At 69.9% G+C, this 26,256-nt stretch carries 18 protein-coding genes and 2 pseudogenes; 9 read left to right on the top strand and 11 right to left on the bottom strand.

Annotated elements, in window-relative coordinates; genetic code table 11:
- Positions 1-73: 73 nt before the first annotated feature.
- Genes ACWDR4_RS29995 through ACWDR4_RS29985 form a run of 3 tightly spaced genes read right to left on the bottom strand, consistent with a single transcriptional unit; the run spans position 74 to position 5,042 of the window.
- On the bottom strand, positions 74-2,494 hold the full coding sequence (locus ACWDR4_RS29995; protein ID WP_450413224.1) for a glycosyl hydrolase family 95 catalytic domain-containing protein: 2,421 nt from the start codon (positions 2,492-2,494) through the stop codon (positions 74-76).
- Between the two features lie 52 nt (positions 2,495-2,546).
- Positions 2,547-3,614 carry a prolyl oligopeptidase family serine peptidase gene (locus ACWDR4_RS29990; RefSeq protein ID WP_450413223.1) on the bottom strand — a complete coding sequence of 356 codons (1,068 nt, stop codon included), beginning with the start codon at positions 3,612-3,614 and terminating at the stop codon, positions 2,547-2,549.
- Positions 3,615-3,674: 60 nt separating this feature from the next.
- Complete coding sequence (locus tag ACWDR4_RS29985; protein WP_450413222.1) at positions 3,675-5,042, bottom strand: MFS transporter; 1,368 nt, start codon at positions 5,040-5,042, stop codon at positions 3,675-3,677.
- Between the two features lie 191 nt (positions 5,043-5,233).
- Here ACWDR4_RS29985 and ACWDR4_RS29980 point away from each other — a divergent pair, with 191 nt between their 5' ends.
- Positions 5,234-6,754: a carboxylesterase/lipase family protein gene (locus ACWDR4_RS29980; RefSeq protein WP_450413221.1), complete on the top strand. Its 1,521-nt coding sequence runs from the start codon at positions 5,234-5,236 to the stop codon at positions 6,752-6,754.
- Between the two features lie 405 nt (positions 6,755-7,159).
- On the opposite strand, the gene ACWDR4_RS29975 is transcribed toward ACWDR4_RS29980, so the two are convergent.
- From ACWDR4_RS29975 to ACWDR4_RS29955, 5 genes are all read right to left on the bottom strand, one after another.
- Complete coding sequence (locus ACWDR4_RS29975; protein WP_450413220.1) at positions 7,160-8,017, bottom strand: hypothetical protein; 858 nt, start codon at positions 8,015-8,017, stop codon at positions 7,160-7,162.
- A gap of 637 nt (positions 8,018-8,654) precedes the next feature.
- Positions 8,655-9,590, bottom strand: coding sequence for a catalase family peroxidase (locus ACWDR4_RS29970; protein ID WP_450413219.1), 936 nt, complete (start codon positions 9,588-9,590; stop codon positions 8,655-8,657).
- A 200-nt stretch (positions 9,591-9,790) separates the two neighbouring features.
- Complete coding sequence (locus tag ACWDR4_RS29965; protein WP_450413218.1) at positions 9,791-10,627, bottom strand: SgcJ/EcaC family oxidoreductase; 837 nt, start codon at positions 10,625-10,627, stop codon at positions 9,791-9,793.
- On the bottom strand, positions 10,624-11,205 hold the full coding sequence (locus ACWDR4_RS29960) for a hypothetical protein (RefSeq protein ID WP_450413217.1): 582 nt from the start codon (positions 11,203-11,205) through the stop codon (positions 10,624-10,626). The genes ACWDR4_RS29965 and ACWDR4_RS29960 overlap by 4 nt, the downstream gene beginning before the upstream one ends.
- 737 nt (positions 11,206-11,942) lie before the next feature.
- Complete coding sequence (locus ACWDR4_RS29955; RefSeq protein ID WP_450413216.1) at positions 11,943-15,107, bottom strand: S8 family peptidase; 3,165 nt, start codon at positions 15,105-15,107, stop codon at positions 11,943-11,945.
- A gap of 365 nt (positions 15,108-15,472) precedes the next feature.
- Between ACWDR4_RS29955 and ACWDR4_RS29950 the strand changes: the two genes are divergently transcribed.
- The gene (locus tag ACWDR4_RS29950; RefSeq protein ID WP_450413247.1) at positions 15,473-17,752 is read left to right on the top strand and encodes an ATP-binding protein; all 2,280 of its coding nucleotides are present in this window, start codon (positions 15,473-15,475) and stop codon (positions 17,750-17,752) included.
- A gap of 100 nt (positions 17,753-17,852) precedes the next feature.
- Here ACWDR4_RS29950 and ACWDR4_RS29945 read toward each other — a convergent pair whose 3' ends face one another.
- On the bottom strand, positions 17,853-19,775 hold the full coding sequence (locus tag ACWDR4_RS29945) for a pectinesterase family protein (RefSeq protein ID WP_450413215.1): 1,923 nt from the start codon (positions 19,773-19,775) through the stop codon (positions 17,853-17,855).
- Positions 19,776-20,399: 624 nt separating this feature from the next.
- On the opposite strand from ACWDR4_RS29945, the pseudogene ACWDR4_RS29940 reads away from it, so the two are divergent.
- Positions 20,400-20,543 (top strand): annotated as a pseudogene (locus tag ACWDR4_RS29940) (cupin domain-containing protein); the annotation flags it as partial.
- Positions 20,540-21,040: pseudogene (locus ACWDR4_RS29935) on the top strand (fumarylacetoacetate hydrolase family protein); the annotation flags it as partial. The pseudogenes ACWDR4_RS29940 and ACWDR4_RS29935, both read left to right, overlap by 4 nt.
- Positions 21,041-21,058: 18 nt before the next feature.
- Here the strand turns inward: ACWDR4_RS29935 and ACWDR4_RS29930 are convergent.
- Positions 21,059-21,664: a DinB family protein gene (locus ACWDR4_RS29930; RefSeq protein ID WP_450413246.1), complete on the bottom strand. Its 606-nt coding sequence runs from the start codon at positions 21,662-21,664 to the stop codon at positions 21,059-21,061.
- A 27-nt stretch (positions 21,665-21,691) separates the two neighbouring features.
- Here ACWDR4_RS29930 and ACWDR4_RS29925 point away from each other — a divergent pair, with 27 nt between their 5' ends.
- On the top strand, positions 21,692-21,931 hold the full coding sequence (locus tag ACWDR4_RS29925) for a hypothetical protein (RefSeq protein WP_450413214.1): 240 nt from the start codon (positions 21,692-21,694) through the stop codon (positions 21,929-21,931).
- 61 nt (positions 21,932-21,992) lie between these two features.
- On the opposite strand, the gene ACWDR4_RS29920 is transcribed toward ACWDR4_RS29925, so the two are convergent.
- Positions 21,993-22,910: a helix-turn-helix transcriptional regulator gene (locus tag ACWDR4_RS29920; RefSeq protein WP_450413213.1), complete on the bottom strand. Its 918-nt coding sequence runs from the start codon at positions 22,908-22,910 to the stop codon at positions 21,993-21,995.
- A gap of 191 nt (positions 22,911-23,101) precedes the next feature.
- Here ACWDR4_RS29920 and ACWDR4_RS29915 point away from each other — a divergent pair, with 191 nt between their 5' ends.
- The 4 genes from ACWDR4_RS29915 to ACWDR4_RS29900 are packed head-to-tail and all read left to right on the top strand — an operon-like array spanning position 23,102 to position 26,212.
- A complete protein-coding gene (locus ACWDR4_RS29915; protein ID WP_450413212.1) occupies positions 23,102-23,863 on the top strand; it encodes an SDR family NAD(P)-dependent oxidoreductase in 762 nt (253 codons plus the stop codon).
- A gap of 29 nt (positions 23,864-23,892) precedes the next feature.
- Positions 23,893-24,648, top strand: coding sequence for an SDR family oxidoreductase (locus ACWDR4_RS29910; RefSeq protein ID WP_450413211.1), 756 nt, complete (start codon positions 23,893-23,895; stop codon positions 24,646-24,648).
- Between the two features lie 50 nt (positions 24,649-24,698).
- The gene (locus ACWDR4_RS29905; protein WP_450413210.1) at positions 24,699-25,445 is read left to right on the top strand and encodes a VOC family protein; all 747 of its coding nucleotides are present in this window, start codon (positions 24,699-24,701) and stop codon (positions 25,443-25,445) included.
- Positions 25,442-26,212, top strand: a complete 771-nt coding sequence (locus tag ACWDR4_RS29900; protein ID WP_450413209.1) for an SDR family NAD(P)-dependent oxidoreductase — start codon at positions 25,442-25,444, stop codon at positions 26,210-26,212. The genes ACWDR4_RS29905 and ACWDR4_RS29900 overlap by 4 nt, the downstream gene beginning before the upstream one ends.
- Positions 26,213-26,256: the final 44 nt, after the last annotated feature.

The raw sequence follows: 26,256 nt of genomic DNA, 5'->3' as shown, positions 1-26,256 counted from the left end.
GCACGGCCCTTTTGCACGTCCCACCAGGGCATGGTGATCCCGTCCGTTGTGAGAAGCCCGTCCCGTGCCGTGCTCAGCGGGACAGACCGATGACCCTGCTGCCCAAACTCTTCGGCGTGGTGGCGGGGCTTCCGCTCACCGCGGCGAAGGGGAGGGACGTGGTGGGGGCCGAGGGCCGCTGGATCAGGTACGACGTCCCGGACGTGGCCGGAATCGTGAGCGTGGCGCCGTTCTGGCCGGAGAGCACCGTCCCCCCGGAGCTGTCGACCACCATGACGTTCTGGCCGGGCCACGGATTGCGTACGGTGATGTCACCGCTCGCGCCGGCCTGGACCGCCACCGTCACCAGCGTCCCGCCGCGGATCTGCACATGAGCCCTGCCCTTGTGCTGGATGTACACCGTCCCGTCGGCATCCCAGGAACCGGGCCAGCCCGGCGCGATGCGAAGAAGCCCGTCGTAGTTCTGCACGAGTCCCTCGGCGACGGAGGCCGCGTTGACGCCCTGTTGCTCCAGATACGGCGTCTGCGGCTGGGCGTTCCAGCTGGCCAGGCCGTTCGGGAAGACCTGGTACTTGGCGACGTTGGCCGTCATCGCGGTGCGCATCTGGTCACCCAGACCGAGTCGGGCCGCCTGGAGCGCGTCGAAGCTCCAGTCGCTGCGGGTGACGTAACTGCGGTACGTGAAGGTCCTCTTGCCCAGGTCGGAGTCGTTGCCGCTGTCCCCGATCAGCCCGTACGGCCAGACCGGTTCGAGCCCCAGGTTCTCGGCGTTGTGCTGGGTGGCCGTCGGCTGGGCGGACAGGGCGATCATGTTCGTGCCGGAGGCGTCGGAGGACGGGCCGAGCACCTGGGTCTTGGTCGCGGTGTCCGTCCTGGGCAGTGGACGGAGCTTCGGGATCGCGGTGCGCAGCGCCGAGACCAGGTCGGCATCGACGCCCAGCGTCTGAGCCGCCGACACCACGACCGGGAACAGGGCCCGCATCGCCGTCACGTCCGTCGTCGGGTCGTTGACCGCCCACTGTGTCTCGTGCGCGTTGGAGGTCGTGTGCAGCAGACCGTCCGCCCCGGTCGTGGCGTGCGACAGCAGGAACTGCGCCGCGCCCTTCATCAGCGGGTAGTACCGCGTCAGGAAGGACCTGTCGTCGGTCATCAGGTACGTCTGCCAGACCCACATGCCGATCTCGGCGCCCGTGGTGACCGTCTGGGAGTTGTAGGACGGGGTGATGAGCGAGTCACAGGAGGCGTTGCTCTCCGCCTGCCCCGGGGCGTAGTAGCCGTTGCCGTTGAACCGCATCGTCTCCGGCACGCACAGCCCCTGCAGGCCGGGGAAGTGGGCCCTGGTCCAGGCGGAGATGTTGTCGATGTTGGTGCGGTAGAGGTCGAAGACCGGGGTGTTGAGGGAGAAGGCGCCGGCCGAGATGTTGGCCTGGACGTACATGCGCAGGTTCCAGAACCAGTAGCCCGCGGGGTACCAGGGCTGGCTGTCCTGGCTCGGGTTGAACAGGTTCGCCTCGCCGGCCTGACTGCCGGGCAGTGAGCCGCGGTTGGAGGCGGCCATGTTGTACAGGTAGAGGGTGCGCATGTTCTCGAAGTACTCGCCGGAGCCGTCGGCCGACGAGATCCTGATGAGACCCACCGAGTTCCAGTAGGCGTGCCACCAGGCGAGATGGCCTGCGGCGAGGTCTGCGGAGGGGCGGGTCAGGTCGCTGCCGAGCAGGGTCCTCGTGGTGCCGATCGCGTCGCCGCCGGTCCAGGCCGGGGACGCCACGACGACGCGGAACGACCCGTCGCTGTTGGGCCGGAAACTCACCTGCCCGGTGCGGGAGTCGGGCGTGGAAGCGGTGACGTCGCGTCCGCCCGCGCTGATCCCGGCGAGTGTCCCGAAGGTCTGTCCGGAGGCGCCGGACACACCGCTGTCGGTCCAGGTCTCCGACAGCGTCGCCACCGCACCGGAGGCCTGCGCGCTGGGAGAGCGGCTGCTCCACAGCTGCACCTGCGCCGTCTGCGCGCTGTTCGGGTCGGCACCGGTGACGTCGACGACGAGCTGCGAGGTGTCCGCCCGCACGTACGCCCGCAGGGTCATGCCGCCACCGGACTGGTGCAGTGTTCCGTCGTACAGATCGAGCCGGCTGGTGAAGTCGGAGGCGCCGGTGAGTCCGGCGAGGCCGGGAATGGTGACCCAGCCCGGTGACTTGCGGCTGGGGAAGGTGTCGTTGCGGTTGAGCTGGGCGGTGAATCCGTTCGCCGCCCAGGCGGCGGCGCCGAGCGTGCCGTTGCCCAGGGGGACGAACTCGCTCGCGGCGGTGTTCGCGCGGGCGAGCACGATGTTCGACCGGCGGACCACGTTGGGGGTGTCGACGACGAAACCGCCGTTCTGCCACGCCGTGGTGTTCGCGGCGGCGAGGGCCACGGGCTGGTTGGCCACCGGCCCTCCCACCACGACGAGTGAGGTGACGGCACCGGCCGCCAGTAATCGCTTCCAGTAGTGACGCATCCATGTCTCCCGGTTCGTCTGCGGGTGTCTGGTGCTCTGAACTCTGGGCGCTTCAGTGGGACTTGGCCGCGGTGCTCTGTTCCAGGAACGCGATGACGGTCTGCCAGGTCGGTGTCACGGGACGCGGTGGAGTGGTCCGTCCGCCCTTGGCGGTCTGCTCGTAGGCGCCCTCCCGGGTCGCGTCGTCGCTGAGCATCGCGAAGTCCGTGCCGTGCCCGGCCGCGGGGAAGGAGAGCAGACGTGCGTCGTCGCCCGAGGCAGCGAGCTTGTCGTACAGGATGCTGCTCTGGTGGTACGGGACGATGGAGTCCCGCTTCCCGTGCAGGATGAGGAACGGCGGGGTGTGCCGCTTGCCCACGTAGGTGAGCGGGTTGGCGGCGGCGACTGTACCGGCGCAGGCGGTGATGGTACAGCCGAGCAACCGGGATTCCGGGGACCGGGCGTCGGAATGGCAGTTCGTCAGGCCGAACGCCGAGTTGAACTCCCGGCAGTTGTCCGGCATGTGCGCGTCCATCTGAAGGAAGTCGGTCGGCGGGTAGAAGGGGATGGCCGCCTGGACGGCGCTGGAGGGGCCGCGCGGGCCGACATCGCCTTCCAGCGCCGGGATGTCTCCCGTGACCGCGGCCATCGCCGTGGCCCAGCCGCCGGACGAGTCGCCCATGATCGCGACGCGGTTCGGGTCCAGGTTGTACGTCGTTGCGTTCGCGCGCAGCCAGCGGATGGCGCCCTTGATGTCGTACAGCTGGGCCGGGAACCGCGCCTGTCCGCTGGAGCGGATCGCCACACCCGCGACGGCGTATCCGTGCGGGTTGAGTTGCGCGGCGACCTTGTCGGCGCCCGATCGACCGCTGTCGGCCAGCCAGCCCGAGCCACTGGTGAAGATGACCAACGGGAGCGGTCGGTCGGACCGGGGGACGTAGAGGTCCAGCAGATGGCCCTGGGTGCCGGGCGGTTGGGCCGGGGCGTAGGCGAGGTCCTTGGTGACCGCCACGTCCGGAGCTGCCGCCCGCGCGGGGGAGGGGGCGGCGGCCACGGCGGTGGTGATCAGAGCCAAGGCCGCGGCTGCCACCGCCAGGGCCTGGGGGAGACGTCCCAGAGAGGACCGGGTACGCAGGAACATGCCGACTCCACTTCGTGTGGGGGTTGGAGTGAGAGCGTGCCTGAGAGGGGTAACTGCGCGTCAGTTGTCCGCGGCGCCGGCCGTGGCCGCCGCGAGGGGAGCAGGGGTGGGGTTCTCGCTCCGGGTGATCCGCTGGGCGAGCGGCACCAGGGAGATGGCGACGGCGCCCACGAGTCCGGCCAGGGCGAAGGTGGTGAAGCCCCAGCTCTGGTTGCCGTTGGTGGCGAGGTGGCCGATCAGCCAGGGGCCGACGACCGCGCCGGTACGGCCGATGCCGGTGACCCAGCCGAGCCCCGCGGCCCGCTCGCTGTCGCGGTACACGGTGTTGGTGGCCGCGTAGACCATGACCTGGGCGCTGAACAGCCACACCCCGGTGACGGCGACCACGACGTACGTGACGCCGAGTGGCAGGTGGGACTTGAGCAGCAGGGCTCCGACGGCGGTCAGGACGAACCAGATCGCCGACACACGCACCGCGCCGAACTTGTCGGCGGTGCGGCCCGCGATCAGCAGGCCCACGACACCACCCGCGTTGATGACGAGCAGGAAGCTGACGGACGAGTTCAGTCCGTAGCCGGAGGCGCGCATCATCTGCGGCAGCCAGGTGCTGACGCCGTACACCAGGAGCAGCCCGCTGAAGGAGGCGAGCCACAGCAGCGGGGTCGCCCAGCGCGACCGGGGGTGGAACAGTGCGCGGATGGCGGCGAGACGGCCGGCCGCACCCGAGGCCGGGGCCGCGACCGGAGTGGGCCGGGCGAGGCCGTACCGATCCGCGACCGCGTCCGCCTTCTCGCGCTCGCCGCGGGCCAGCAGGACGCCGGGCGACTCGGGCAGCAGCTTGAGCAGCAGCGGTACGGCGATCATGGCGGGGAGCACACCCGCCCAGAACACCCAGCGCCAGCCGGCGGCCGGAGCCAGGCTCAGGCCGAGGCCGGTGGCCGCCATACCCCCGAAGTGGTACGACGTCATGAGCAGACCGGTGGTGAGGGCGACCCTGCGAGGCGGCGCGAACTCCATCACCATCGCCAGGCACAGCGGCATGAGCCCGCCGAGACCGAGACCGGCGACGAACCGGCCCGCTCCGAACAGGCCGATGCCCGGGGCCACGGCACAGATCGCCGAGCCGGCGGAGAACAACGACACGCTCGCCACCAGCATCATCCGCCGACCGAGCCAGTCGGTGAGGTTTCCGGCGGTGAGTGCGCCGATGAGCATGCCGAACGTGGTCCAGCTGCCGATGGTGCCGGCGGCGGCCGGGGTCAGCCCGAGCGAGGGGTCGTCGAGCATGTGCGGCATGACGGCGCCGTAGATGTTGACGTCCATGCCGTCGAAGAACACGGCCAGCCAGCACAGGGCCAGGACCGGGAAGACCGTGCGGAACGTGTGCCGTGGGGGGCAGGACGCGGCCGGCGCGGGGGAGGGGTTCATCTTCGTCCTTGGAGATGTGGGGCGCTCTGAAACAGGAGAAGTGTTCGCCTGGTGAACCATGCTTCACTAGGGGTTGGCCATGAGTCTCGGGTCGGGCGGGGCGGGTGTCAATGGTGTTGCGTCGCGCTTCCGGCGTGTTTCCGTATGCGGCTGTTTGATAGTTCAATAACTTCGATGCAGGATGGGTCGGTATGAGCGAGAACCAGTTCTGTGAGGTCGCGACCGCCGCGGGCGCGGTCCGCGGCCGTCGTGAGGGTGACCTGGACGTCTTCCGCGGCATCCCGTACGCGCTGCCGCCGGTGGGTGAGGCGCGCTTCGCCGAGCCGCGACCGGTGGGCGGATGGGACGGTGTGCGGGAGGCGTTCGCGTTCGGGCCTCCGCCTCCCCAGGAAACGATGGGACCCGAGGCGGCTCCGCCCGGTGGTGTGCCGGCCGGTGACGACTGGCTGACGGTCAACGTGTGGACGCCGGAAGCGGATTCGGGTGCACGACGGCCGGTCATGGTGTGGATCTACGGCGGCGCGTACAAGTTCGGCTCCGCCGACGACCCGGCCTACGACGGCAGCCGCCTCTCCCGTGACGGTCAGGTGGTCGTGGTGACCCTCAACTACCGAGTCGGCATCGAGGGGTTCGCCCTGATCGAGGGCGCTCCCGCGAACCGCGGGCTGCTCGACCAGGTGGCGGCGCTGGAGTGGGTGCGCGAGAACATCGCCGCCTTCGGTGGTGACCCCGACCAGGTCACCGTTTTCGGTGAGTCGGCCGGTGCGGGGTCCATCGCCGCGCTGATGGTCATGCCGCGCGCCCGGGGTCTGTTCCGGCGGGCGATCGCCCAGAGCGTCCCTGGCACGTTCTTCTCCGGCGCGCTGGCCGCGGACATCGCCGAGGAACTGGCCGGCGGGCTGGGGCTGCGGCCGACGGTCGCGGACCTGTCCGGTGTGGACCCGCGCAAGCTGCCCGAGGCGGGAGCCGCACTCGGTTCCCGGATGAGGGGGTACGTGGAGCGCTGGGGAGCGGTCGCTCTCACCCCGACCCCGTTCTCGCCCGTGGTCGACGGCGAGGTCCTGCCCGCCGCACCGTGGCAGGCCCTCGCCGGTGGAGCCGCACAGGATGTGGAGCTGATCGTCGGGCACAACCGGGACGAGTTCCGCCTCTTCCTCATGCTCGGTGGTCTCCTCGGCCGGGTGGACGAGGGATTGGCGTCGCTGGCGCTGGGCCTGTTCGGGCCGGTGCCGGAGAGCGAGCGGGCCTATCGTGCCGCTTTCCCGGACGCCTCGGCGGAGTACCTGTTCGAACTGGTGCAGTCCGACTGGCTGTTCCGGATGCCGTCGCTGCACCTGGCGGAGGCTCAGGTGGCGGGCGGGGGCCGGGCGCACGTGTACGAGCTGACGTTCCCGGCCCCCGCCGGAGGCGGGGCCCTCGGAGCCTGTCACGGCCTGGACGTGCCGTTGACCTTCGGTGTCTACGGAGGGCTCGGCGCCATGCTCACCGGGCCCGTCCCGTCGCCGGAGACCGAGGCCCTCTCCGCCCGGTTCCGTTCCGCCTGGACGGCCTTCGCCGTCACCGGAGATCCGGGCTGGCCCGCGTACGACCCCGAGCAGCGTCTCGTGCAAGTCCTCGACACCGAGCCGGCGGTCGCCGCGTACCCGGAGGAGGCCGCCCGTCGACTCTGGGAGGGGCACACCTTCGCTCCGCTGCCGCTGTTGGGCGCGTAACGCCTCGGTCTGTCGGACACCCCCGCCTGACACGAACAGGCTCCGTCGGCGGGGGTGCACGGCTGTTCCACTGCGGGTCGATACGGGGGTTGACCATGTGTCAGCCAACGCCGGGGACCAGAGGTTGGTCCGCGGTGGGGCAGGGGCTGGTTCCCAGGGTGTGCCGGGCTGCGTGTCCGGGGCCGGCACGTCACACAGGGCCCGACACGGCGCCGGCGCCGGTGTGGGGCCACCGACCGGCTTTCACCGCCGAGCAGCCTCGAAGCGGGCATCCCGGCAGCATGGCCCAGGCTTCGCGGGAGCCGCGACCAGGTGACGCCGTTCGTCGGGCGAGCCTTTCCGTGCCGGAGCCAGGCCGCTGGAAGGCCACCGTCCGGCACGGAAAAGTTCTCGCCGCGTTGTGCGTCAGCAGTCCGAGCTGGTCACCGCACGGTCATAGGCCACGTACTTGCCGGAGGGCTTGCCCTGGGAGTTGAGCACGTTGCCCTTGGCGTCGTAGTAGGCGCCACGGGAGCTGATCTCGTTGTAGCTGCGGCCGCGCCAGGTGGTGGTGTTCTCCTGACCACCACCCGACTTGCCCCACGAGTACCTGTCGACGTGGAAGATCGGGTTGCTGCGCACCGTGCGCATCTCCGGGCGCAGCACCAGCCAGCCCGTCCGGCGCGGGTTCACGGTGATGGTGGTGGAGACGGACCAGCCCGACTGCTTCGCGTACGACCAGCTGCGCTGGTAGCTGGCGCCGGCCTCGATCGAGAGGACCTTCTCGATGATGTTCCATTCGACGCCGATCGAGCCGGAGACGCTGTTGGTCGTGGTGCTCGTGGTGCTTCCGTTCGCCTGGACGGTCTGGCTGAGTGTCGAGCCGTAGGCGCAGTTCACCAGGGGTTCGGTGATCCTGCTGTCCGAGCCGGTCCAGGTCCAGCTCGACGACTCCGGGTAGCGGCACGAGCCCTCGAAGCGCTCGTAACCCGACGGGAGGCTCTTGGCAGGAAGGCCGTTCGTGGTGTCCTTCCCCAGCTTGCCGGTGTTGACGTCGATGAACCAGTACGTCTTGCTGGTCGAGCCGGTGCACAGGCTCATCAACAGCTTGTCCGTGCTCCACGATTCGGTGCCTCTGATGTCTGTCGCGGCGCTCGCCGGTGAGACGAAGGACAGGATCGAGGCGAGGGTCAGCGCGCCGACGGTGGCGATGCGCTTGATGGGGGCGTTTCCGCGAGCGGAGGCGGTGGTTTTCTTCGGGGGTGACTTGAGCTCAGAACGCATGCGGTAGCTCTACTCCTGGTGCGTGCACGGGCAACGGTGTGCCGACTGTGTGCGGTGTACGGGAGGGCAAGAAATGCTTGCGAGTTCAAGCAGAATCACAGCATCCCGACAGAGGCGGGAGGGAGAACAACCTCCGTACTGTGATCGACTTCACGAAGTCGATCCGCTTGTAAGCGGACCATTCCGGCGAAGCGGTCGGCCGGGCTGTGTTCTTTGATCGGGTGTGCGGCATAGGAGCGCCAAACGTGGCCTGGCGGGCCGAGCCGCGCGCTTCGACAGGTTGCCCAGTGCCCGTTGCCGCTTCCCGGTCCGGAGTCGGCGACCGGGTGGCTTCTGTGTTTGCGAATTTGAAGGCGGTGTTCGCGCCGCTCGGACGCAGAGGGCGCTCCACTGCCGGGCACTTCAGAGATGGTCGGCGACGTCCAATGTCGGCGCTGCCCATAGTGGGTGGCCGAAACGTCGTGCATCGGCCCTTGAGTGCCCACCGGCGGAATCGGTCGTCGTCGGTTCCGCGGCTTGGCCGACAGCCGGGTCCTGCCGATCGGTGCAAGCGGCTGTAGCCGTCGGCATCTTGGACGCGCGTGCACCTGGCGTGCGGGCCGGGTGGACGAACCCCGGTTCGTCCACCCGGGCTTGGTCAGTTCCCTTCGGTGCGACGCCCGTAGGAGACGGCGTAGGCCTGGCTGCGGAACGCGAGGACCGGGTCGTCCGAGAGTTCGATGCCGGAGGTGATGCGCGTGGGGTCGTAGACCTGCGCGGCCCAGTGGTCCTGGTCGGTCACCGGGGCGGTGATCCGCAGGTGGCCCGCGACGATCTCGGGACGGTCGGCGGGCCACGCCTTCGTCGGGTCGTCGGTGGGGTCGCCGTCCTTGCCGAGCTGAACACGGAGGGTGAGACCGACGGGGCCGTCGGCGAGGCGGCGGAGCAACTCCTCGGCGAGGTACTCGGGGTCTTTGACCGCGGCCTCCTGCTCGGACAGTTCCTGTAGCCCGGTGTCGGGCTCCCAGCGGTACCGGACCGGGTGGCGCCCTCCGTCCGGGTCCACCCAGACGAAGGCGTGGATGGCCCAGTAGCGGGCGGTGCCGTAGCTGACGGGGATGGGCATCCGGGCCGCTTCCTGCAGGCCGGCCGCGGCGGTCGGGTGGGCGGCGGCGTACGCCTTGACCTTCTCCGGGGAGGGGGCCCCGGTGCTGGGGTCTTTCTTCAAGGCGTCGAGCAGCTCCAGGAACTGCTCGGGGGTGGCGGCGAAGAACACCGGGATGTTCACGGAGACGAGGTCCGTGGTGCTGCCGTCCGGGAGGAAGAAGCGCGCGGCGAGACCGCGGCCGGCCCGCACACCGTCGGGCACCGTGGGGTTGGTGTTGGAGTTGGAGAAGCGCACGACGACGGGCGTCGGGCCGGACCCCAGGTGGGCCGCGGTGGTGAGGGAGGCGGCTTCGCCGGAGGGGGTGAAGGTGGCGTCGAAGCACAAACCGCGGGCGTGCACGCGCCGTTGGCCGGGGTAGGTGCCGCTGACGTTCTCGATGGCGTCGACGGCTGTGACGGCCAGCGGGGTGGGGGTGTGGTTGCTCATGGCGGGAGTGTAGAGAACTGGGTTCACATGTCCGTCGGGGGCTGGGGCGGGTGATCGCCGTCGCTGTCGTCGGACCGGCTCACGTGCTTCGTGCACGTCGCTTCCGACCGGTTTGGACGCCCGGCGAACTCCGGCACGCCGAGCTGTGCTCTCGGCCGGAACACGGCCCCGGCCGAGAGGCATGTCTGGCGTGCCGGTGGTCAGTCCCCCGTGTTCGGGCGAGGGCCTCCGAAACCGTGTTCGGACAGATCGAACCAGTTGCCCTCGGGGTCCATTCCCCGGTACTCGGCGAAGGGGCGATTGGTGAAGCGCTCGGCGGGCGTTGGCGCCCCGGTCTCCACCAAGGCGGCGGAGACGGCGGCCGTGTCCTCGATGTGGAACCCGAAGTGGTTCATGCCGACCGGGGTGTCGCCGTCCAACTGGTGCTTGATCAGGGCAAGGGAGAGGTAGCCGTCGGACAGGAAGCAACTGCCGTCCGGGTCGCGGTGGAAGAGTTCCATCGCGAAGACCGAGGAGTAGAAGTCGGCAAGCTTCTCCGGATCGCGGGCCACGATGGCCAGGTGCCGGAGCTTCGGTCGGGCGGCGGTCTCGGGTGCGGTGGGCTCTGCCACGGAGGTCTCCTGAGGTGCGGGCGCCGGCCGCGGCGCGGGGATCATGTTGTGGAACGTGCTGATCAGCCAGCGGTCTCCGGGGGTTCGTTCCACGACGGCCAGTGCGTGGGTGGAGACAAGGGGTGTTCCGTCGGAGGCGGTGATGGTGGATTCCGCTTCGACCGTGGCCAGGTCCGGGCGCAGAGGACGGATGGCGGTCACGCGGGCGTCGAGGACGGTTGCCGCGTACGGTCCCTGGAAGAGGGCGGCGTGACCTGTCTCGATCCCGGCCCGGCCGGCCGGCTTCTCGCCCCGCACCGTGGTGAAGTCGCAGTCCTCACTGAAGACCGCGGCGAAGGCGGCGGCGTCGCCCCCGGCCCAGCCACGGGTCATGTGGTCCCACAGGGCGCGGATCGCCCGCGCGTCGGGCTCGTGCACGCTGCTCACACCCCCACCGGGGCGTTCGTGCGGATCCGCAGGGCGGCCGGCGCGCACTCGGCGTCGTCGGAGCCGTTGCGCGGCTGCGGGGCCCAGGCCGCCAGTGCGTGGTAGAAGGCGTCGCCCCGCCGTTCCAGATAGCAGATGAGATTCAGTGGCCATCCCGCGCGGCCGAAGAGATGACGGTCCATCGGCGTCGGTCGTTCGCTGAGCTGTTGCGCGCGCTGCGAGGGCGGTCCGATGCGATGCCAGTCGGGGTGCATGTGGATGGAGCCGAGGAGGTCCAGGCCCAGATCGTCGGCCTCCCGTGCCGCCTTGAGCAGGTCGGCGGAGTCCATCCACCAACCGCGGTGCTCGTTCTCGTAGGCGGCCCCGAAGCGGGGCACGATCGTGTCGCGGAACTCCTCTCGCGCGGCAGGATCGCTGGTGCGGGCATTGCGGCCGAACGCGACGCGCCGCACGTGGTAGGTCGTGGCCTCGGCGTGTCCGAGGAGGAGGGCGAAACAGGGTAACGGGGCTTCGGGGGTGATGAGTCGGTACTCGGCGACGGCCGCGGTCAGGAAGTCCGTGAGTGCCTGGTCATCCATCAGGACCGTGGTGGGGGAGTCGTCGGGGGTGCTACATCGGGTGTCGGACGAGGTGGAGCCGGATGGGTTCGGCGCCGTGGGCATGGGGGTCTCCGTCGAGTGGGGGGCTGCGGGGTCGACACCGCCGACAGGCGAGCGGTGGAGCCGCTGGGGCACCGACAGTACTTGAACATTCATCATCTTTTGCCGGTCAACCCGAACCGTGGGGTTTTCCCTATGGCTTGATCGGACCTTGCGGCGGGCCGGATCCATGGCGGCAGTTCCTGGCAGTCGGATCCGGCTGCCGGAGAGCCCGCTTTCCGGGCCCCCGGGACCGTCGTTGCGGCTCTCTCTCGTGGGCCGCCAGGAAGCTGTGGGCCGGGCGTTGCCGTGAACCCGGCCGTCCTCCGACCGCGGTGACCAACGTGAGGCCCGGACACGGCTTGCCAGTCGGGTGACCTGGACCGCGGGCGGGACGGCTCGCGGTGGAGGAGGTCGAAGGCCCGTCGCTCGCTGCGCCGATGGGGGACAGGGTCCGCTCCGGCCTACCCTCCGGGTGTCGCTCAGGGCGAGCCCGGCCGGAACCGAGGCGACGCCGCCGAGTCCGCCGGTGACCGACCGTGTGTCTCACACGCCGGGCGACGGACCCGGCAAGATCTCCTGGGCTGTTACGACTTGGTCGCTCGCCTGGCAGGGGTGTCTCGTCTCCTTCAGGGGAACGTGGGCCCCGCCGCTCACGTGGCGGGGCCCACGCGTGTTCACGACGTGACGGTCACTTTCGTGCTGCCGACGGTCCCGGTCCCGTCGCCGTAGCCGATGACGCCGAGGTAGGTGCGACCGGCCGGGAGGTCCTTCCAGGAGACGGTGACTTCGGCGGTGTCTCCCGCGCTTGCCTTCTGCTTGGCCGGAGCGGCTGTGGCCGGGTGGTCGGGCTTGGTGTCCGGGCCGATCAGCCAGGTACGGAGGGTGTAGGGCTGGCTGGTCGTGCCCTGGGGGAGTGCGTACTGGTTGACGTACACGTCGTAGGTGCCCGGCCCGGTGAGGTCGGCGTGCTCGTCGTTGCCGTCGGCGGGGTTCGAGAGCAGGTTTCCGTCCTTGTCGTACACCCACAGGTCCACGTCGCTGCCCGCCAGGTGGTCGGCGGACAGGATCGCGACGCGGGCCCAGGACGTGCCCTCGGGGACGGTGACCTCGGTCCTGACCGAGGAGGCCGGCAGGGACGACGGCGGCGGGCCGAAGTCGGGGTCGGTGCCGGTGAGCGTGCCGGTCTTGACCGTGCCCGCGTACAGGCCGTTCACGGGGGTCGTCAGGGTGCCGTTCCAGCCGGTCCGCGCGGTGACGGTGACGGACCCGGTGGTGCCCGTGCCGGTCACCGAGCGCGGCACGACGACCGGTACCGAGCGCAGGGCTACGGCGCTGCGGACCTTGTGCCCGTCCTTGTCGCTCAGCGTCACGGAGCCGTAGGACCAGGTGTCGTGGACCGCGTCGGTACGGGTGAAGGTGACCTTGTACGTGGCCGAACCGCCGGGCGCCACGACCAGCTTCTTCGGCGAGACGAGGGCCTTGTAGCCGGGCGGCGTCTGGAGTTTGGCGGTGTAGACGCCGGTGCTGGCGCCGACGTTGGTGACGGTGCGGGTGACGGTCTGCTTCCCGGTGAGGTCGCCCACCGAGATGGTCGGGGAGTTGAAGTCGCTCGGGTCGATCCTGCGGGCGGTGCCACAGGCGTCGCCGCCGTCGTCGCTCACCGGGTGGTAGCCGAGGGAGCAGCTGTACGCCGTCCAGTCGGCCGAAGTCGAGTCGTAGACCAGACCGGGGTCGGCGGCGGAGTTCGGGACGACCTGGCCGGCACCGAAGTCGAGCGGCGTGGCCGGGCCGTCGACGCCGGCACGACGGATCGGCTCGCCCTCGTCGTCCTTGGTCGTCGCCGTGGTCATCAGCGCCGACTTCAGCTCCATCGGCGACCAGTCGGGGTGCAGCGACCGCAGCAGCAGGGCGAGGCCCGCGACGTGCGGAGTGGCCATCGAGGTGCCGGACAGCATGCCCTGCTCACCCTTGTCGGCGCCGCCGTCGCCGCCCGGGGTGGTGCCGGCCACGATGTCCACACCCGGAGCCGCCATGTCCGGCTTGATCAGGTCGCCGTGGCTGGTCTGGTCGACGCCCCCGGCGGAGAACCCGGCGATCTGCGGGGCCTGCTGCCTGACCGCCCGTGCCGCGCCCAGCTCGGCGGTGGCGCCGGAGCCGTCGGCGTACGTCTTGACGGCCTGACCTGTGGCGCTGTCGAGGTGGACGGTCGGGATGGTGTGGGCGTCGGCCACCTGTTCGTCGGTCGGACTCGTGTTGTACAGCACCATGCCGACGCCGCCCACGGCCCTCACCTGGGCGCTCTTGTCGACGCGGTCGTTGTCGCCGCGCTTGCACAGGACGATCGCGTCCTTGACCTCGGCCGGGTCGAGGGTGTCCTGCTTGCAGAGTTCGGCCTGGTCGGCGGCCACCCCGCCGGCGGCGGCCTGCGCCGCGTCGACGAGCGGCGCGGACGGCACGGCGGAGGCACTGATGCCGACGCCCTCGTACGACGTGCCGTTGCCGAGGGTGACGGTCGTGCGGTAGCCCAGGTCGTGGGTGGAGGCGGCCACCGTGGCCACCCACGGGACGTTGTTGCTGACGGTACCGGGGCCGTCGTTGCCGGCCGCGGCGGAGACGAAGACGCCCGCCTTGGCGGCGTTGAACATGGCCGTGTACTCGGGGATGGTCGTCGGTGCGTCGTTGCCGCCGCTGATGGAGAAGTTGATGACGTCCACGCCGTCGGCCACGGCCTTGTCGAACCCGGCGACGATGTCGACCGACGGGCAGCCGCCGCTCCAGCACACCTTGTAGGCCGCGATACGGGCGCTCGGCGCGAGGCCGGATATCCGTCCGGATATACCGCTGTCGGGCACGGTGGCGGGCACGTCGAAGTCGCCTGCCGCGGTGGTCGCGGTGTGGGTGCCGTGGGAGTCGGAGTCCATCGGGGACGACCAGTCGGTGTCCGTGGGGTCGGTGAGCCCCTTGTCGAAGTACTGGGCGCCGATCACCTTGTTGTTGCAGGTGACGCGGTGATCGGGAGCGGTGCCGGGGTCGCAGACACCCTTCCACTTCCTGGCGATGGCCTCGGCGTCGGGCCGCGGCTCCGGGAGCGCCCGCAGGGACGGGTTGTTCGTGTCGATGCCGGTGTCGAGGACGCCGATGATCGTCCCCTCGCCGGCCTTCCGCTGACCGCCCGGGGACATGGCGTACAGGCCTTTGCGGTCCTTGAGGCCGAGGAACTCGGCGGTGTCAGGGACGGGGAGAGAGCCGGCGGTCTGCTTGTCGTGCTCGGCCGCCTGCTTGGTCCCGGCCATGGGCGCGGTGGGCGTACCGGCCCCGGCCCGGGCCGCGGTCGCCGTGCCGTCCGCGGTGTCCGCGCTCTCCGTGGTGGCCGCGTCGGCCAGTTGGCGCATCTCGTTGCGCGCCAGGGAGACGACGCCCGGAGTACGGGCCAGCTCGCCTGCCTGACGAGCCGTCAGTCTGGCCGCGAATCCGTTGAGTACGTACTGGTAGGTGTACAGCGGCTTGACGCCTGCCACCTCGTTGAGCACCTCGTCGCGTTCCCGCTTCAGGTGGCCCAGGTAGTCGCGTACCGCCTGCGACCGGGTGTTGAGTCGTTCGCCCTGGGCGGGAGCGGTCTGAGGGTGCGTGGCCACGGGCCGGTCGTCGAGCTGAACGAGATATGTGCCCGCGGAGAACGACTGCCGGACAGTGGCGGCCGGGCCGTTCGACGTCGGCTCGGTGGGAATGGCCTGTGCGAGCGGGCCGGAGGCGACGAGCAGGCCGCCGGCGAGCGCCAAGGCCGACAGGGAAGCCGCTCTGCCGCCGATGCGGCGGTGAGCGGGGTGGTGCTGGGACAAGTTGGTGCCTTCCCCCTGCGCATGCCGGACCGGCGTATGCGCATGACGGTCGATGAGAAGTGATCAAGCCCCCGAGATCGTCGTCATCCTCTTCGCTGGGAGGTTCCTGTGAGAAGGGCAGAAAGCTTGAAGTCTGCATAACTCCATGACTTCTTCACCGAACCGTCTGATCGTTTGCCTGTGTGACCCGGTGGCGGTGCGCGAGATGATCGGCTGCTCTGTGGCGACCGGGGTGTTCCGTGAGGGCGTGTTCCGTTTTGCCTGTTCTTGGTATGTCTTGCGTGAGCATTGTGTAACTTTCAAGCAAGAGCTGGTCTTGAATGGGGCCCTCAGGGGACGGACAGGCGGGTGCGGACGTGACAGGCATGGACGTGGAGTCGGGGAATCTGCCCGCGGCGTTCACCAGTTTCGTCGGCCGGCGGCACGAGGCCGCCGAGATCCGCCGGCTGCTGGGCGCGGGGCGGCTGCTGACGCTCACCGGGGTGGGCGGCGTGGGCAAGACACGGCTGGCGCTGGAGACCGCCCACACGTTCGGGAAGGCGTTCCCGGACGGGGTGTGGCTGGTGGACCTGGCATCCGTGCACGACCCGGCGGCGGTGACAGCCACCGTGGCCGGCGCCTTGCGGATGCCGGACCTCGGTGTCCGCCCCGTCGCCGACCAACTGGCCGGCTATCTCACGCGGCAGCGGGCCCTGTTGATCCTGGACAACTGTGAGCACCTGGTCGGCGCCTGCGCCGGGCTGGTCCAGACGCTTCTGTCGGCCGCGCCGCAGCTGCACATCCTGGCGACGAGCCGCCACACGCTCGGCGTGACCGGCGAGCACGTCCTCGCCGTACCGCCACTGCCGCCGGACGAGGCGGTCGCGCTCCTGCGGGACCGGGCCACCGCCGTCCACGCGGAGTTCGCCGTCAGCCCCCCGAACCAGACCGAAGTGGACCGGCTCTGCGCCGACCTGGACGGACTGCCGCTGGCCATCGAACTGGCCGCGTCCCGACTGCGGAGCCTCACTGTCGAACAGTTGGCGGACCGGTTGGAGGACCGGTTGGAATCCCGGTTCGTGCTGCTCAGCGGGGGCAACCGGACCGCCCCGCGGCACCAGCGCACCCTGCGTGGGATGATCGACTGGAGCTACGAACTGTGCGCCCCGGCAGAGCAGTTGCTGTGGCGCAGGCTGTCGGTCTTCGTCGGCGGCTTCACCCTGGAGGCGGCCGAGGGCGTCTGCGCCGGGGACGGCATCGACCGGCGCGAGGTGCCGGACCTGCTGGACCGGCTGGTGGCCCAGTCCGTCGTCCTGACCTGCGAGGCGGAGGGCCGACGCTACCGGCTGCTGGAGATCGTACGACGCTACGGCCGGGAGCGGCTCACGGACTCCGGTGAGGAGTGCGAACTACGGGTGCGCCACCGGGACTTCTACCTCGCCCTGGCCGAGCGCATCGATCGGCACTGGTACGGCGCCGGTCAGGTGGAGAACCTCGCCCGGCTGCGCGTCGAGCACGCCAACCTGGTCGCCGCCCTGGACTGGCACGCCGATCCCCGGGCCGGGCTCAGGCTGATCGCGGCACTGTGCTGGCACTGGTGCGCGGGAGGCTTCCTCAGCGAGGGGCGCCGCATGTTCGAGCGGGCGCTCGTGGCCGCTCCCGAGCCCACCCCGGAGCGCGCACAGGCGCTGCTCGCCGCGATCTGGGTCGCGCAGACCCAGGGCGACCTGGCGACGGCCGACCGGTGGCTGGACGAGGCCGGCGCGTTGGGCGAGCGACTTGGCGACTCGGCGGTGCGGGTCCAGGTGGCCGGCTTCCGTGGGGTGTCGGCCCACTACCGGGGACGGCCGGTGGAGGCGGTGGACAGGTACGCGAAGGCGCTGGCCGACATGTCGGTGCTGGGGGACGAACGTCAGTCGGCGTCGTGGCTCCTCGCCCTCGCCTGCGCCCAGGCCTACGTCGGGGATCCGCGCGCGTCCGAGACCGGCGGCCGGGTGATCGCCGCAGCCGAGGCGAGTGGTGAGCGGTGGGGGCGTGCGCAGGTGTTGATGGCGCTGGGGCACGATGCCTGGACCCGCGGCGACCGTGAGAGTACCGAGACTCTGGCCCGGTCCGCGCTGGAGTGCATGCTCGGCTTCGACGACTTCGCGATGGTCGCACGGATGCTGGAGCTGCTCGCCTGGGCCACCGCCGTCGGCGGCGCGCACGTGCGGGCCGCCGGGTTGCTGGGTGCCGCGGACGCGCTGTGGCGGGATGCCGGCAGTTCCATCGCCGCGTTCGGGCCGCAGATGGCCGCACACCACGAGCGCTGCGAGGGGGCGGTCGTCGCCGCGCTGGGGCGGGCGGCCTACGCGGTGGCGTTCGAGGACGGCGGTCGGCACGGCGGCCCCGGACGGGCCGTCGCCTTCGCCCTTGCCGACGGGATCGACGCCGACGCCGACATCGATATCAGCACCTCCGACGTTGTGTCCCCGTTGTCCCGTCGGGAGCAGGAGGTGGCCGCATTGGTGGCCACAGGACTGAGCAACCGGCAGATCGCCGCGGAGCTGGTCCTGTCGCCACGCACGGTCGACCGCCATGTGGAGAACATCCTGGCCAAGCTCGGCTTCAGATCACGGGCCCGGATCGCGGCCTGGTGGACGGCCGATCAGGTAGCGGCGGTGTAGGAGGCAGGGGAGCCATGGGGTGGGGCCCGGATGATCCGGGCCCCACCCTTTCAACGCTGTTGTTCTTCGGCCCGGAGACCGGGTTCTCGGACGACCGTTCTCAGGAGACCGGGTTCCAGCCGTCGGTTCCGGCCAGGTACTTCTGAGCGGTGTAGTCGGCGGCCTCGGAGTCGGTCATCTGCGGGGCGTCCGCCCCGGCCCCGGATCCCAGGCCGTAGTTGCCGTACTCCTTGAACCGGGCCCACGACCAGGGGTAGTCGGTGGTCATGTCGGTCCAGGGGTGGGCGGAGGTTACGCCCGAGTGCACCGTGGTGTCACGGACCACGGCTTGGGGCCAGGCGTCCGCCGTGTTGTGCCAGGGCCGGCCGAGGTACATCGTGTTCGCCGGCACGCCGTTGGTGAAGATCTCGCTGCCGGTGATCAGGATTCCGTACTTCTGCCGGTAGTCGGTGTTCGGCGCCAGCACCGTGCCGCCGACCCAGTTGACCATGGCGATGTTGCAGCGGTCGAACACCGCGGTCGCGTTGCCGAAGATGAAGTCGACCGAGCCCTCGATGTAGCTGCCGACGAAGTACTGCCGGTACTGGCCGGTGGCCACCGGAGCCTTGGCGAGGACGGTGTCCTGGCGGCTGATGATCCGGTCCTGGGTGTAGGTCTGCCGGTCGCCCTCGGCGGCCAGCGCGACGGCCTGCGTCGAGTACGCGTCGACCTCCGGGTGATTGGCCGGGTCGAACGTGTTCTGGATCGTGACGTTCGAGACCGTGACGCCGGTCGCCTTGACCGTGGCCACGGCGCTGCCTTCGGTGCCGTACGGCGCGCCCGTCGCGGGGTTGGTCATCCCGTGGGCCCGCTCGGCGGTGATGACGACCTCGGAGGCGTCGGTGGTGTCCCCCTTGATGAGCAGGTCGGCCTTGCTCGCCGGGACGGTGATCGCCTCGTGGTAGGTGCCCGGCTCGATGAGGACGGTGTACTGGAGTCCGTCCGAGGGGACGGCGTCGATCGCGGCCTGCACGGTGGTGTAGTCGCCGGTGCCGTCGGCGGCGACGACCAGGGTTTCGGCGTCGGTGAGGTGGCGCCTCTTGACCCAGCCCGGGTAGCCGTTGGAGAGCATCATGACGTGCGTGTAGTCGCGTGCGAGGTTCAGCGCCTGCTCGACGATGTCACCGAAGCCGTTGCGGAACCAGCCGGTCAGCGGGATGGGGGTCTGGTCACTGCCGGTGAGCTGCACCGTACGGAACCGGTCGCTCAGCGTTCCCCACTCGGTCTCCTGTTGGACGAGACGGGAGTCGAGCGTGGTGTGCTCGGAGTACGAGTCGTCACCCGTGGGGCCGAACCCGTCCTGGGCGATGGTGTCCTGGATGCCACGGAATCGTGTGGCCTCGGAGACGAACTGGGCGAAGTACACCGCCGCCGCGGCCATCGCCTGGCTGCTGGAAGCCTTCCACAGGCTCAGGGCGTGGGCCTCGGTCTGGATCCGGCCGAAGACCATGTCCGAACGGTTTATCCCTCCAGCAAGCTTTTCCAGGGTGCCGTAGTCCGCTCCCTCGGTCAGCTGCTGGGGCTCGTTCTCCGACGCCGGGACCCGTGCCTCGGCCCGCGGACCGATGTAGTGGTAGTGGCTGTTGCTGTCGAACCAGCCCACCAGGTAAATGTCGCTCGTCCGGAACCGCAGGCGCACCTGGTTCCCGGCCTCGGTCACGATGATGGCCTCGGTGTACCCGAGGGCGTTGGGATTGGTGTGATCGACCAGGTCGCTGGTGCCCTCGACCGTGTTGTCCACGTCCTGTGCCTCGTAGTCCACGTTGGCGCGGACCTGGCTGACGAACGAGAGGTAGTTGGCGGTGGTCGCGCCGTTGTCGGTGTCGAGCCGGAAGACCGGCGTGGTCTGCGCGGCGGCGGGAGAGGCGGTGAGCACTGCACCGGCCAGGGCTCCGGCCAGGATGGCGGCCGATGTCACGGAGGCGATGAGGGCCGTCAGCCATCTCGGTCTGCCGACGTCGTGATTCCGGAGTGCGGTCGTCACTGGACCCCCTGCTTGCCTTGGGCAGCCATCGATGTCCTTGCTTTCCTTCTGACATTCCGTGGGGGCCTTTTCGCCAACGGGAAGCGCTTTCCCCGCAGAACGCGTGGTGAGTGGGAAGTCGAAGGCTTCCACGGCGGACGAGCGGTCGGCATGCGCAGAACTACCCATAAGAGAGGACCTGGCCTTCCCCGGTCCTGTGGACCGGTCGGAAGCGGTGACGGTGGACTCCGCACCCCGACGCTCCAGGCAGCAGATGAGCTTCAGCCGACGTATCCGCACCGTCCAGCCGGTGTGATCGGGGGCGGGGCCGCCAGGCGCATTCGGTTCAGCCGCGAGGGGATCAGTTGACCGGCCCGGAGAGATCTGCGGTCCTGGACGCCGACGTGGCACCGTCGTCCGCCCGATGAGTGCCCGCGTCGGCGCCCTGGATGGGTGAGGGCGAGCTCATGCTGGTCGGCTCGCCCCTGAAACCCGTCGCGTTGCTTCGACGTCGGTCGCACTTTCGTAGAGAGCTGTGACCTGGTCGGGGGGGCAGTGCCGCGAGGAGAGCCTTGCCGCCCGAGGTGAAGTGGGCGGGCAGGACGCGGCCCGCTCTGCTCCCCACACGCGGCACTTGTCGGCGAGCGCGGCGATCTCTTCGTCGTGCCCTCCTGGCAGCCCCTGTCCCTGGCCACCGAGACCGGGATGGACCTCTTCCGCTTCAGCGACGCACCCGTCTTCGAACGACTCGACCTCCACCGTTCCCACCAGGAAGGCATCCAGGCATGAAGCTCGCGACCGTACGCACCGAGGACGACCTGCGCGCAGTGCGCGTCGAGAACGACGGATACGTCGACATCGGCCCCGGAGACGTCGGTGAACCGCTCCGCCGCGAGGACTGGCAGTCCGTGGCCGCGGCGGCGGAAGGCCCGTGCCTCCCGGTCGAGCCGTCCCGGCCGGCACCGGTCGTCCCGCACCCCGGGAAGATCGTCTGTGTGGGGCCGAACTACCGCACGCACATCACGGAGATGGGCCGCGACCTGCCCGAATTCCCCACTCTGTTCGCCAAGTTCCCCGAGGCACTGATCGGCCCGAGCGACACGCTGATCCTGCCGCCCGAGTCCGACGCGGTGGACTGGGAGGCCACCACGCCCCTCGGCCCGGTCCTGGTCACACCGGACGAACTGCCGACGGACGCCGAGATCAGCTGCACCATCGACGACGAGGTCGTGCAGAAGTCCACTGTCAACGACCTCCTGTTCGATGCCGCCGACCTTGTCGCGTACGTGTCGACCATGATCGACTCACGAATTCTCACTGGAGTACTGAGCCTTGACTGGTGCGGCCGACCTGGCCGCCTGCTCGATCTTCGCGCAGTAGGCCGCACGGGCTTCCTCGTCGATCTGCTGCTCGTGTTCGGCGCGCACCCCGGTCCGGCCGTCGAGTCCCTCGCGCAGGATGTCGGCGTGCCCGGTATGCCGGTTGGACTCGCCGAGGACATGGACCATGACGGCGAACAGGTTCGTGTTGGGACCAGGCTCCGGCCACCACGGCACGTGGCCGGGGGCGTCGAGGGGAAGCTCGTTGATCGTCGCGTCCGAGTGTTCCCACGTGCGCCGGTAGAACCCGATGATCTGATCGCGGGTCTCGTCCTCGGCCGCCCACAGATCGCTGCCGTCGTGGTCCTGCCACCGGCCCAGCGGTTCCGGGGAAGTGCGGTCGAAGACCTCGCCGAAGTACCTGGCCTCGACGGAGGCCACGTGTTTGACCAGGCCGAGGAGGTTGGTCCCGGTCGCTGTCAAAGGCCGTCGGGCGTCGTATTCGGACAAGCCGTCGAGTTTCCAGAGCAGCGCCTCGCGGTTCCGCCGCAGTCTCCCGTGCAGGTCGTCTTTCGCGAATTCATCGATCATGCGGCATGAGCCTGCCATGGGCTGCTCGTGGCCTCAAGATCCCGCACGTGGTCCGCAACGACCGGCAGAGCCGAGGCCCGGCCATGGCCGCGCACGGCGCCCAGGCTGTTCGGCTGGTTCGGCGGCGGTATCACCGGTACCGGCCGGTACGCCGTCGACCGCTTCCTCCCGGTGCTGCGCGCCCACCGGCCGGTGTACGGAACAGTCGCTGTGGCGGTCGGGCCGGTGCTCTCGATGCCCTTCCTGCTCGTGGCCGCCTGTTCGTGACGGATACGGCCGATGACTGATCGGCCGTATCGCATCCAGCCGGCGTTGCACGGAAGCGCGGTCACGGCTCCTCAGCCGGCCGCTCCGTGCTCGGCGGCGGGCCGGGGACACGTGGTCCCCAGCCGGAGGCCGTCGTGATGGACGCCCCGAGTCGCTGGCTGCCGATGACCGAGAGCAGTCGGAGCTTTTCGTGGTCCTCCGTGCCCGGGATCGCCGTGAACACCAGCAGCAACTGCCCCTGGCCGGGGTCGACGAGTGTCTGGCAGTGCAGGGAGATCATTCCGACCTGCGGGTGCAGGATTCTCTTGCGGGCGGTGTGGGAGACACCGACTTCGTGCTGGGCCCACAGTTCCGCGAACTCGGAGCTCTCCGCGCCCAGCCGGTCGGCGAGCGCGGCGGCGTGTGAGCCGCGGCCCTCGCGGGAGGCGACCGCGCGGAGATGAGCGACGTAGACGCGGCCGTGCGTCGGATGATCGTCCGGCACATAGATCGTGCGTTCGTTCGGGTCGGTGAACCATCGGTAGATGAGACTTCGCGCCAGCCCGGTGAATCGGGTCTCGTCGCCGAGCAGGGCCACTGCCATCGGGGTCTGGACGATGGTCTCGCCGGTGCCGGTGACGACCTGGGCGGGGGTGTCACCGAGGCGGTCGATGATGCGCATCATCCCGGCGTTGACGTGGTCGTCGCGTGTGGTGCGGGCGGGTGCGTTGTGGCCGGCGAGGACGAAGAGGTGGTCGCGTTCGTCGAGGGTGAGCCGGAGCCCACGGGCGATCGCGGTGATCATCTGCTCCGAGGGCTGTGGTCCGCGACCGCGTTCGAGACGGCTGTAGTAGTCCGTCGACATGCCGCACAGCGTGGCCACTTCTTCGCGTCGCAGCCCCGGCGTGCGTCGGCGCTGCCCCGGAGGAACGCCGACGTCGTCGGGTTGCAGCGCCTCTCGACGCCTGCGGAGAAATGTCGCCAGGCCGCTCTGATCCATATCGACACTGTGCCTCACCCGGATACGGCTATCCACTGTCTGCCGATCCCAGGCTGAGCCCTCAGCCTGGGATCGCCGGGCAGTGGACAAGCAGGCACTGGATGGCTGCTCGGATCGCACGTCAACTGGTCACCGGGTTCGACAGCAGCACCTCGAACCCCTCCAGAGCGACCAGCGGCCAAGGAGCCATCGTGAGTACCACCCAGAAGATCGCCGTCATCACCGGGGCCAACCGAGGTCTCGGACGCGCATACGCGCTGCATCTCGCCCGGACAGGTGTCGATGTCGTGGTGACCTATCGGAACAACCGGGCCGAGGCCGAGGAGGTCGTGTCCGCCGTCACGGATCTGGGACGTTCCTCCGTCGCGCTGCGGCTCGACACCAGTGCCGTGAACACCTTCGGGGACTTCGCCGAGCAGCTCGGCTCCGAGCTCCGGGCGCGCTGGGGCAGGACCACGTTCGACTTCCTCGTCAACAACGCCGGCACCGACCTGACCGCCCCGTTCGCGGAGACGACCGAGAAGGACTTCGACGACCTGGTGGACGTACACCTCAAGGGCGTGTACTTCCTGACCCAGACCCTGCTGCCGGCGCTTGCCGACGGCGGCGCCATCGTGAACGTCTCCAGCGGTCTGACCCGTTTCGCCGTCCCGGGGCATTCCGCCTACGGCGCCGTGAAGGGCGCGGTCGAGGTCCTCACCCGCTACCAGGCCAAGGAGCTCGGCAGCCGCGGTATCCGCGTGAACACCGTCGCGCCCGGGGCGACCGCGACCGACTTCGGCGGCGGCATGATGCACGACGAACAGGTCCGGAACTACCTCACCTCGCAGGTCGCGCTGGGACGCGTGGGCGAACCCGACGACATCGCGGGCGCGGTGTCCGCCCTTCTCTCGGATGCGAACCAGTGGGTCACCGCGCAGCGCATCGAGATCTCCGGCGGACAGACCCTGTGAACGGCAGGCCGGCAGGGGCAACGATTCCGATGAGGGATCTGACCGGCAAGACGGCCCTGATCACGGGCTCCGCCCGAGGCATCGGCAGGGCGATCGCCCTGCGCTACGCGCGCCTCGGCGCGAACATCGTGGTCAACTACGCCTCCAGCGCGAAGGAAGCCGACGCGACGGTCGCGGAGGTCGAACGTCTGGGCGCGGAGGCGATCGCCGTACGGGCCGACATGTCCGTCGTACCTGACATCCAGCGCCTCTTCGCCGAGGCCGCCGAGCGTTTCGGACAGATCGACATCGCCGTCGCCAACGCGGGCGTCGAGCTCATCGGCATCGATTTCCCCGACATCACCGAGGAGCAGTTCGACCGTCTCTTCGCCATCAATACCAAGGGCACCTTCTTCACCCTCCAGACAGCAGCGCGGCACGTCGTGGACGGCGGCCGGATCATCTACGTCGGTTCCAGCACGACGACCGTGCCGGTCCGGGGAGAGGGACTGTACGGGTCGAGCAAGACGGCACCGCGCTATGCCGTACAGGTCCTGGCGCAGGAACTCGCTGACCGCGGGGTGACCGTCAACACGATCCTTCCCACGGCGATCGAGGGCGCGGGCGTGTTCACAGAGCCGGACCCCGATCACCCGGTGCGGCAGTTCGTCGCCCGGCCCGGGCGCATCGGCCGCCGGATGGGGACCGTCGACGACGTCGCGGACGCCGCCGAGTACCTGGCGTCCGGCCTCGCGGCCTGGGTCAGCGGGCAGAGCCTCCTGATCAGCGGGGGTGCACTCCAGTGACCATGCCGAAGGCCCCGCGTGGACCGCAGCACACTGAACGGAGCATGACCATGACCGACGACGCGTCTCCGACCGCCGGCGGGCCAAGCTGGGCAAGCCTCGCCTCGGCCGACCCGCGCACCGTCGCTTCCTTCTACAGGGCCGTGCTGGGATGGGCCGTCACGGAAACCGACGGCCGACTGATCGCATCCGCCGCGGGCACGCCGGTGGCCGACATCGCTGTGGCCGACGAGATCCCTGGATGGCTCATCCACTTCGACGTCGACGACCTCGGCACCGCACTGACCGCCGTCTCCGACGCGGCCGGCGCGGTCCTGACCTCGGCCGACGGCGGCTGGGCCGAAACCGCGGTCGTGAGCGACCCCAACGGAACACGGGTCGCACTCCGCGCGCCCGCCACACAGCACTCCAAGCGGCCCGCACACGGCACTCTCGCATGGGGCGAACTGATCACCGACGACGTCGACACGTCCGCGGCGTTCTACCGCGAGGCGTTCGGGTGGGGGCTCACGGAGCCGCGTGGTCCCCTCGGCCGCCGCGAGTGGCAGACGCACGGCAGATCCTTCTCCGGGCTCCTGCCACGGCCGCCGGCCATGCCTGCCGAGACATCCGCGTACTGGGACGTCTACTTCGCCGTCGACGACATCGAGGCCGCCGCGACGGGCGCCACCGAACACGGCGGCATCCGGCTCATGCCGCCGACGCCGATCGAGATCGGCACGATCGCGGTCTTCCTCGACCCCGCAGGTGCCGTCTTCACACTCGTCCAGCTCCCCACCGAGGAGGCCGTCGCATGACCGCCGGCACTCACGACAAGCGCGACAAGAAGGGGAAGGTCGGGCTCGTCACCGGCGCCGGATCCGGCCTCGGAGAGGCCGCCGCCGGACGACTCGCCGCGGACGGCGCACGGATCGTCGTCGCCGACCGGGACGCAGCGGCTGCCGAACGCGTCGCCGCGGAACTCCGTGCCGACGGACACCTCGCAACTGCGTTCGCCGCAGACGTCACGTCGTTCGACGACACCGAGCGGCTCGTCGCTTTCACCGTCACGACCTACGGCGCCCTCGACCTCGCCTTCAACAACGCCGGCATCACGCCCGGCCTGGCAGAGGTCCACGACATCGCCCTCGACGACTGGAACGACGTCATTGCCATCAACCTGACCGGTGTCTTCCACAGCATGAAGGCCGAGATCGCCCACATGCTCGAAGCCGGCGGTGGGACCATCCTCAACATGGCTTCCACCGCCGGAGTGATGGCCCACGCCGGGCGGGCCGCGTACGCGGCGTCCAAGCACGGCATCGTCGGTCTCACCCGCTCCGCCGCGGTCGAATACGCGCAACGCGGCATCCGCGTCAACGCCGTCGCACCCGGTCCGATCGACGCACCGTCGGCACAAGCACTCCCCCCGGAGGTCCGCGCCTCCATCGCCGCGAAAACCGCGATGGGCCGCGTGGGCCAGGTCGGCGAGGTCGCAGGCGTGGTGAGCTTCCTGCTCTCGGACGAAGCCGCCTTCGTCACCGGCTCCGTCTACGAGGTCAACGGCGGCCAGACCCAACTCTGAGCACCGCGCAGGCCGAGCACTCCTCGACAAGCTCGGCACCTGCG

Source organism: Streptomyces sp. NPDC000878 (assembly GCF_053599695.1).
Note: the sequence above shows the minus strand (reverse complement) of the source record. Positions and strands in the feature narration are given on the sequence as shown.

Bases quoted from the DNA above. Each gene is read 5' to 3' on its own strand.
- ACWDR4_RS29995 (WP_450413224.1), bottom strand. From the start codon at position 2,494: ATGCGTCACTACTGGAAGCGATTACTGGCGGCCGGTGCCGTCACCTCA.
- ACWDR4_RS29990 (WP_450413223.1), bottom strand. From the start codon at position 3,614: ATGTTCCTGCGTACCCGGTCCTCTCTGGGACGTCTCCCCCAGGCCCTG.
- ACWDR4_RS29985 (WP_450413222.1), bottom strand. From the start codon at position 5,042: ATGAACCCCTCCCCCGCGCCGGCCGCGTCCTGCCCCCCACGGCACACG.
- ACWDR4_RS29980 (WP_450413221.1), top strand. From the start codon at position 5,234: ATGAGCGAGAACCAGTTCTGTGAGGTCGCGACCGCCGCGGGCGCGGTC.
- ACWDR4_RS29975 (WP_450413220.1), bottom strand. From the start codon at position 8,017: ATGCGTTCTGAGCTCAAGTCACCCCCGAAGAAAACCACCGCCTCCGCT.
- ACWDR4_RS29970 (WP_450413219.1), bottom strand. From the start codon at position 9,590: ATGAGCAACCACACCCCCACCCCGCTGGCCGTCACAGCCGTCGACGCC.
- ACWDR4_RS29960 (WP_450413217.1), bottom strand. From the start codon at position 11,205: ATGGATGACCAGGCACTCACGGACTTCCTGACCGCGGCCGTCGCCGAG.
- ACWDR4_RS29950 (WP_450413247.1), top strand. From the start codon at position 15,473: ATGGACGTGGAGTCGGGGAATCTGCCCGCGGCGTTCACCAGTTTCGTC.
- ACWDR4_RS29930 (WP_450413246.1), bottom strand. From the start codon at position 21,664: ATGATCGATGAATTCGCGAAAGACGACCTGCACGGGAGACTGCGGCGG.
- ACWDR4_RS29920 (WP_450413213.1), bottom strand. From the start codon at position 22,910: ATGGATCAGAGCGGCCTGGCGACATTTCTCCGCAGGCGTCGAGAGGCG.
- ACWDR4_RS29910 (WP_450413211.1), top strand. From the start codon at position 23,893: ATGAGGGATCTGACCGGCAAGACGGCCCTGATCACGGGCTCCGCCCGA.
- ACWDR4_RS29905 (WP_450413210.1), top strand. From the start codon at position 24,699: ATGACCGACGACGCGTCTCCGACCGCCGGCGGGCCAAGCTGGGCAAGC.
- ACWDR4_RS29900 (WP_450413209.1), top strand. From the start codon at position 25,442: ATGACCGCCGGCACTCACGACAAGCGCGACAAGAAGGGGAAGGTCGGG.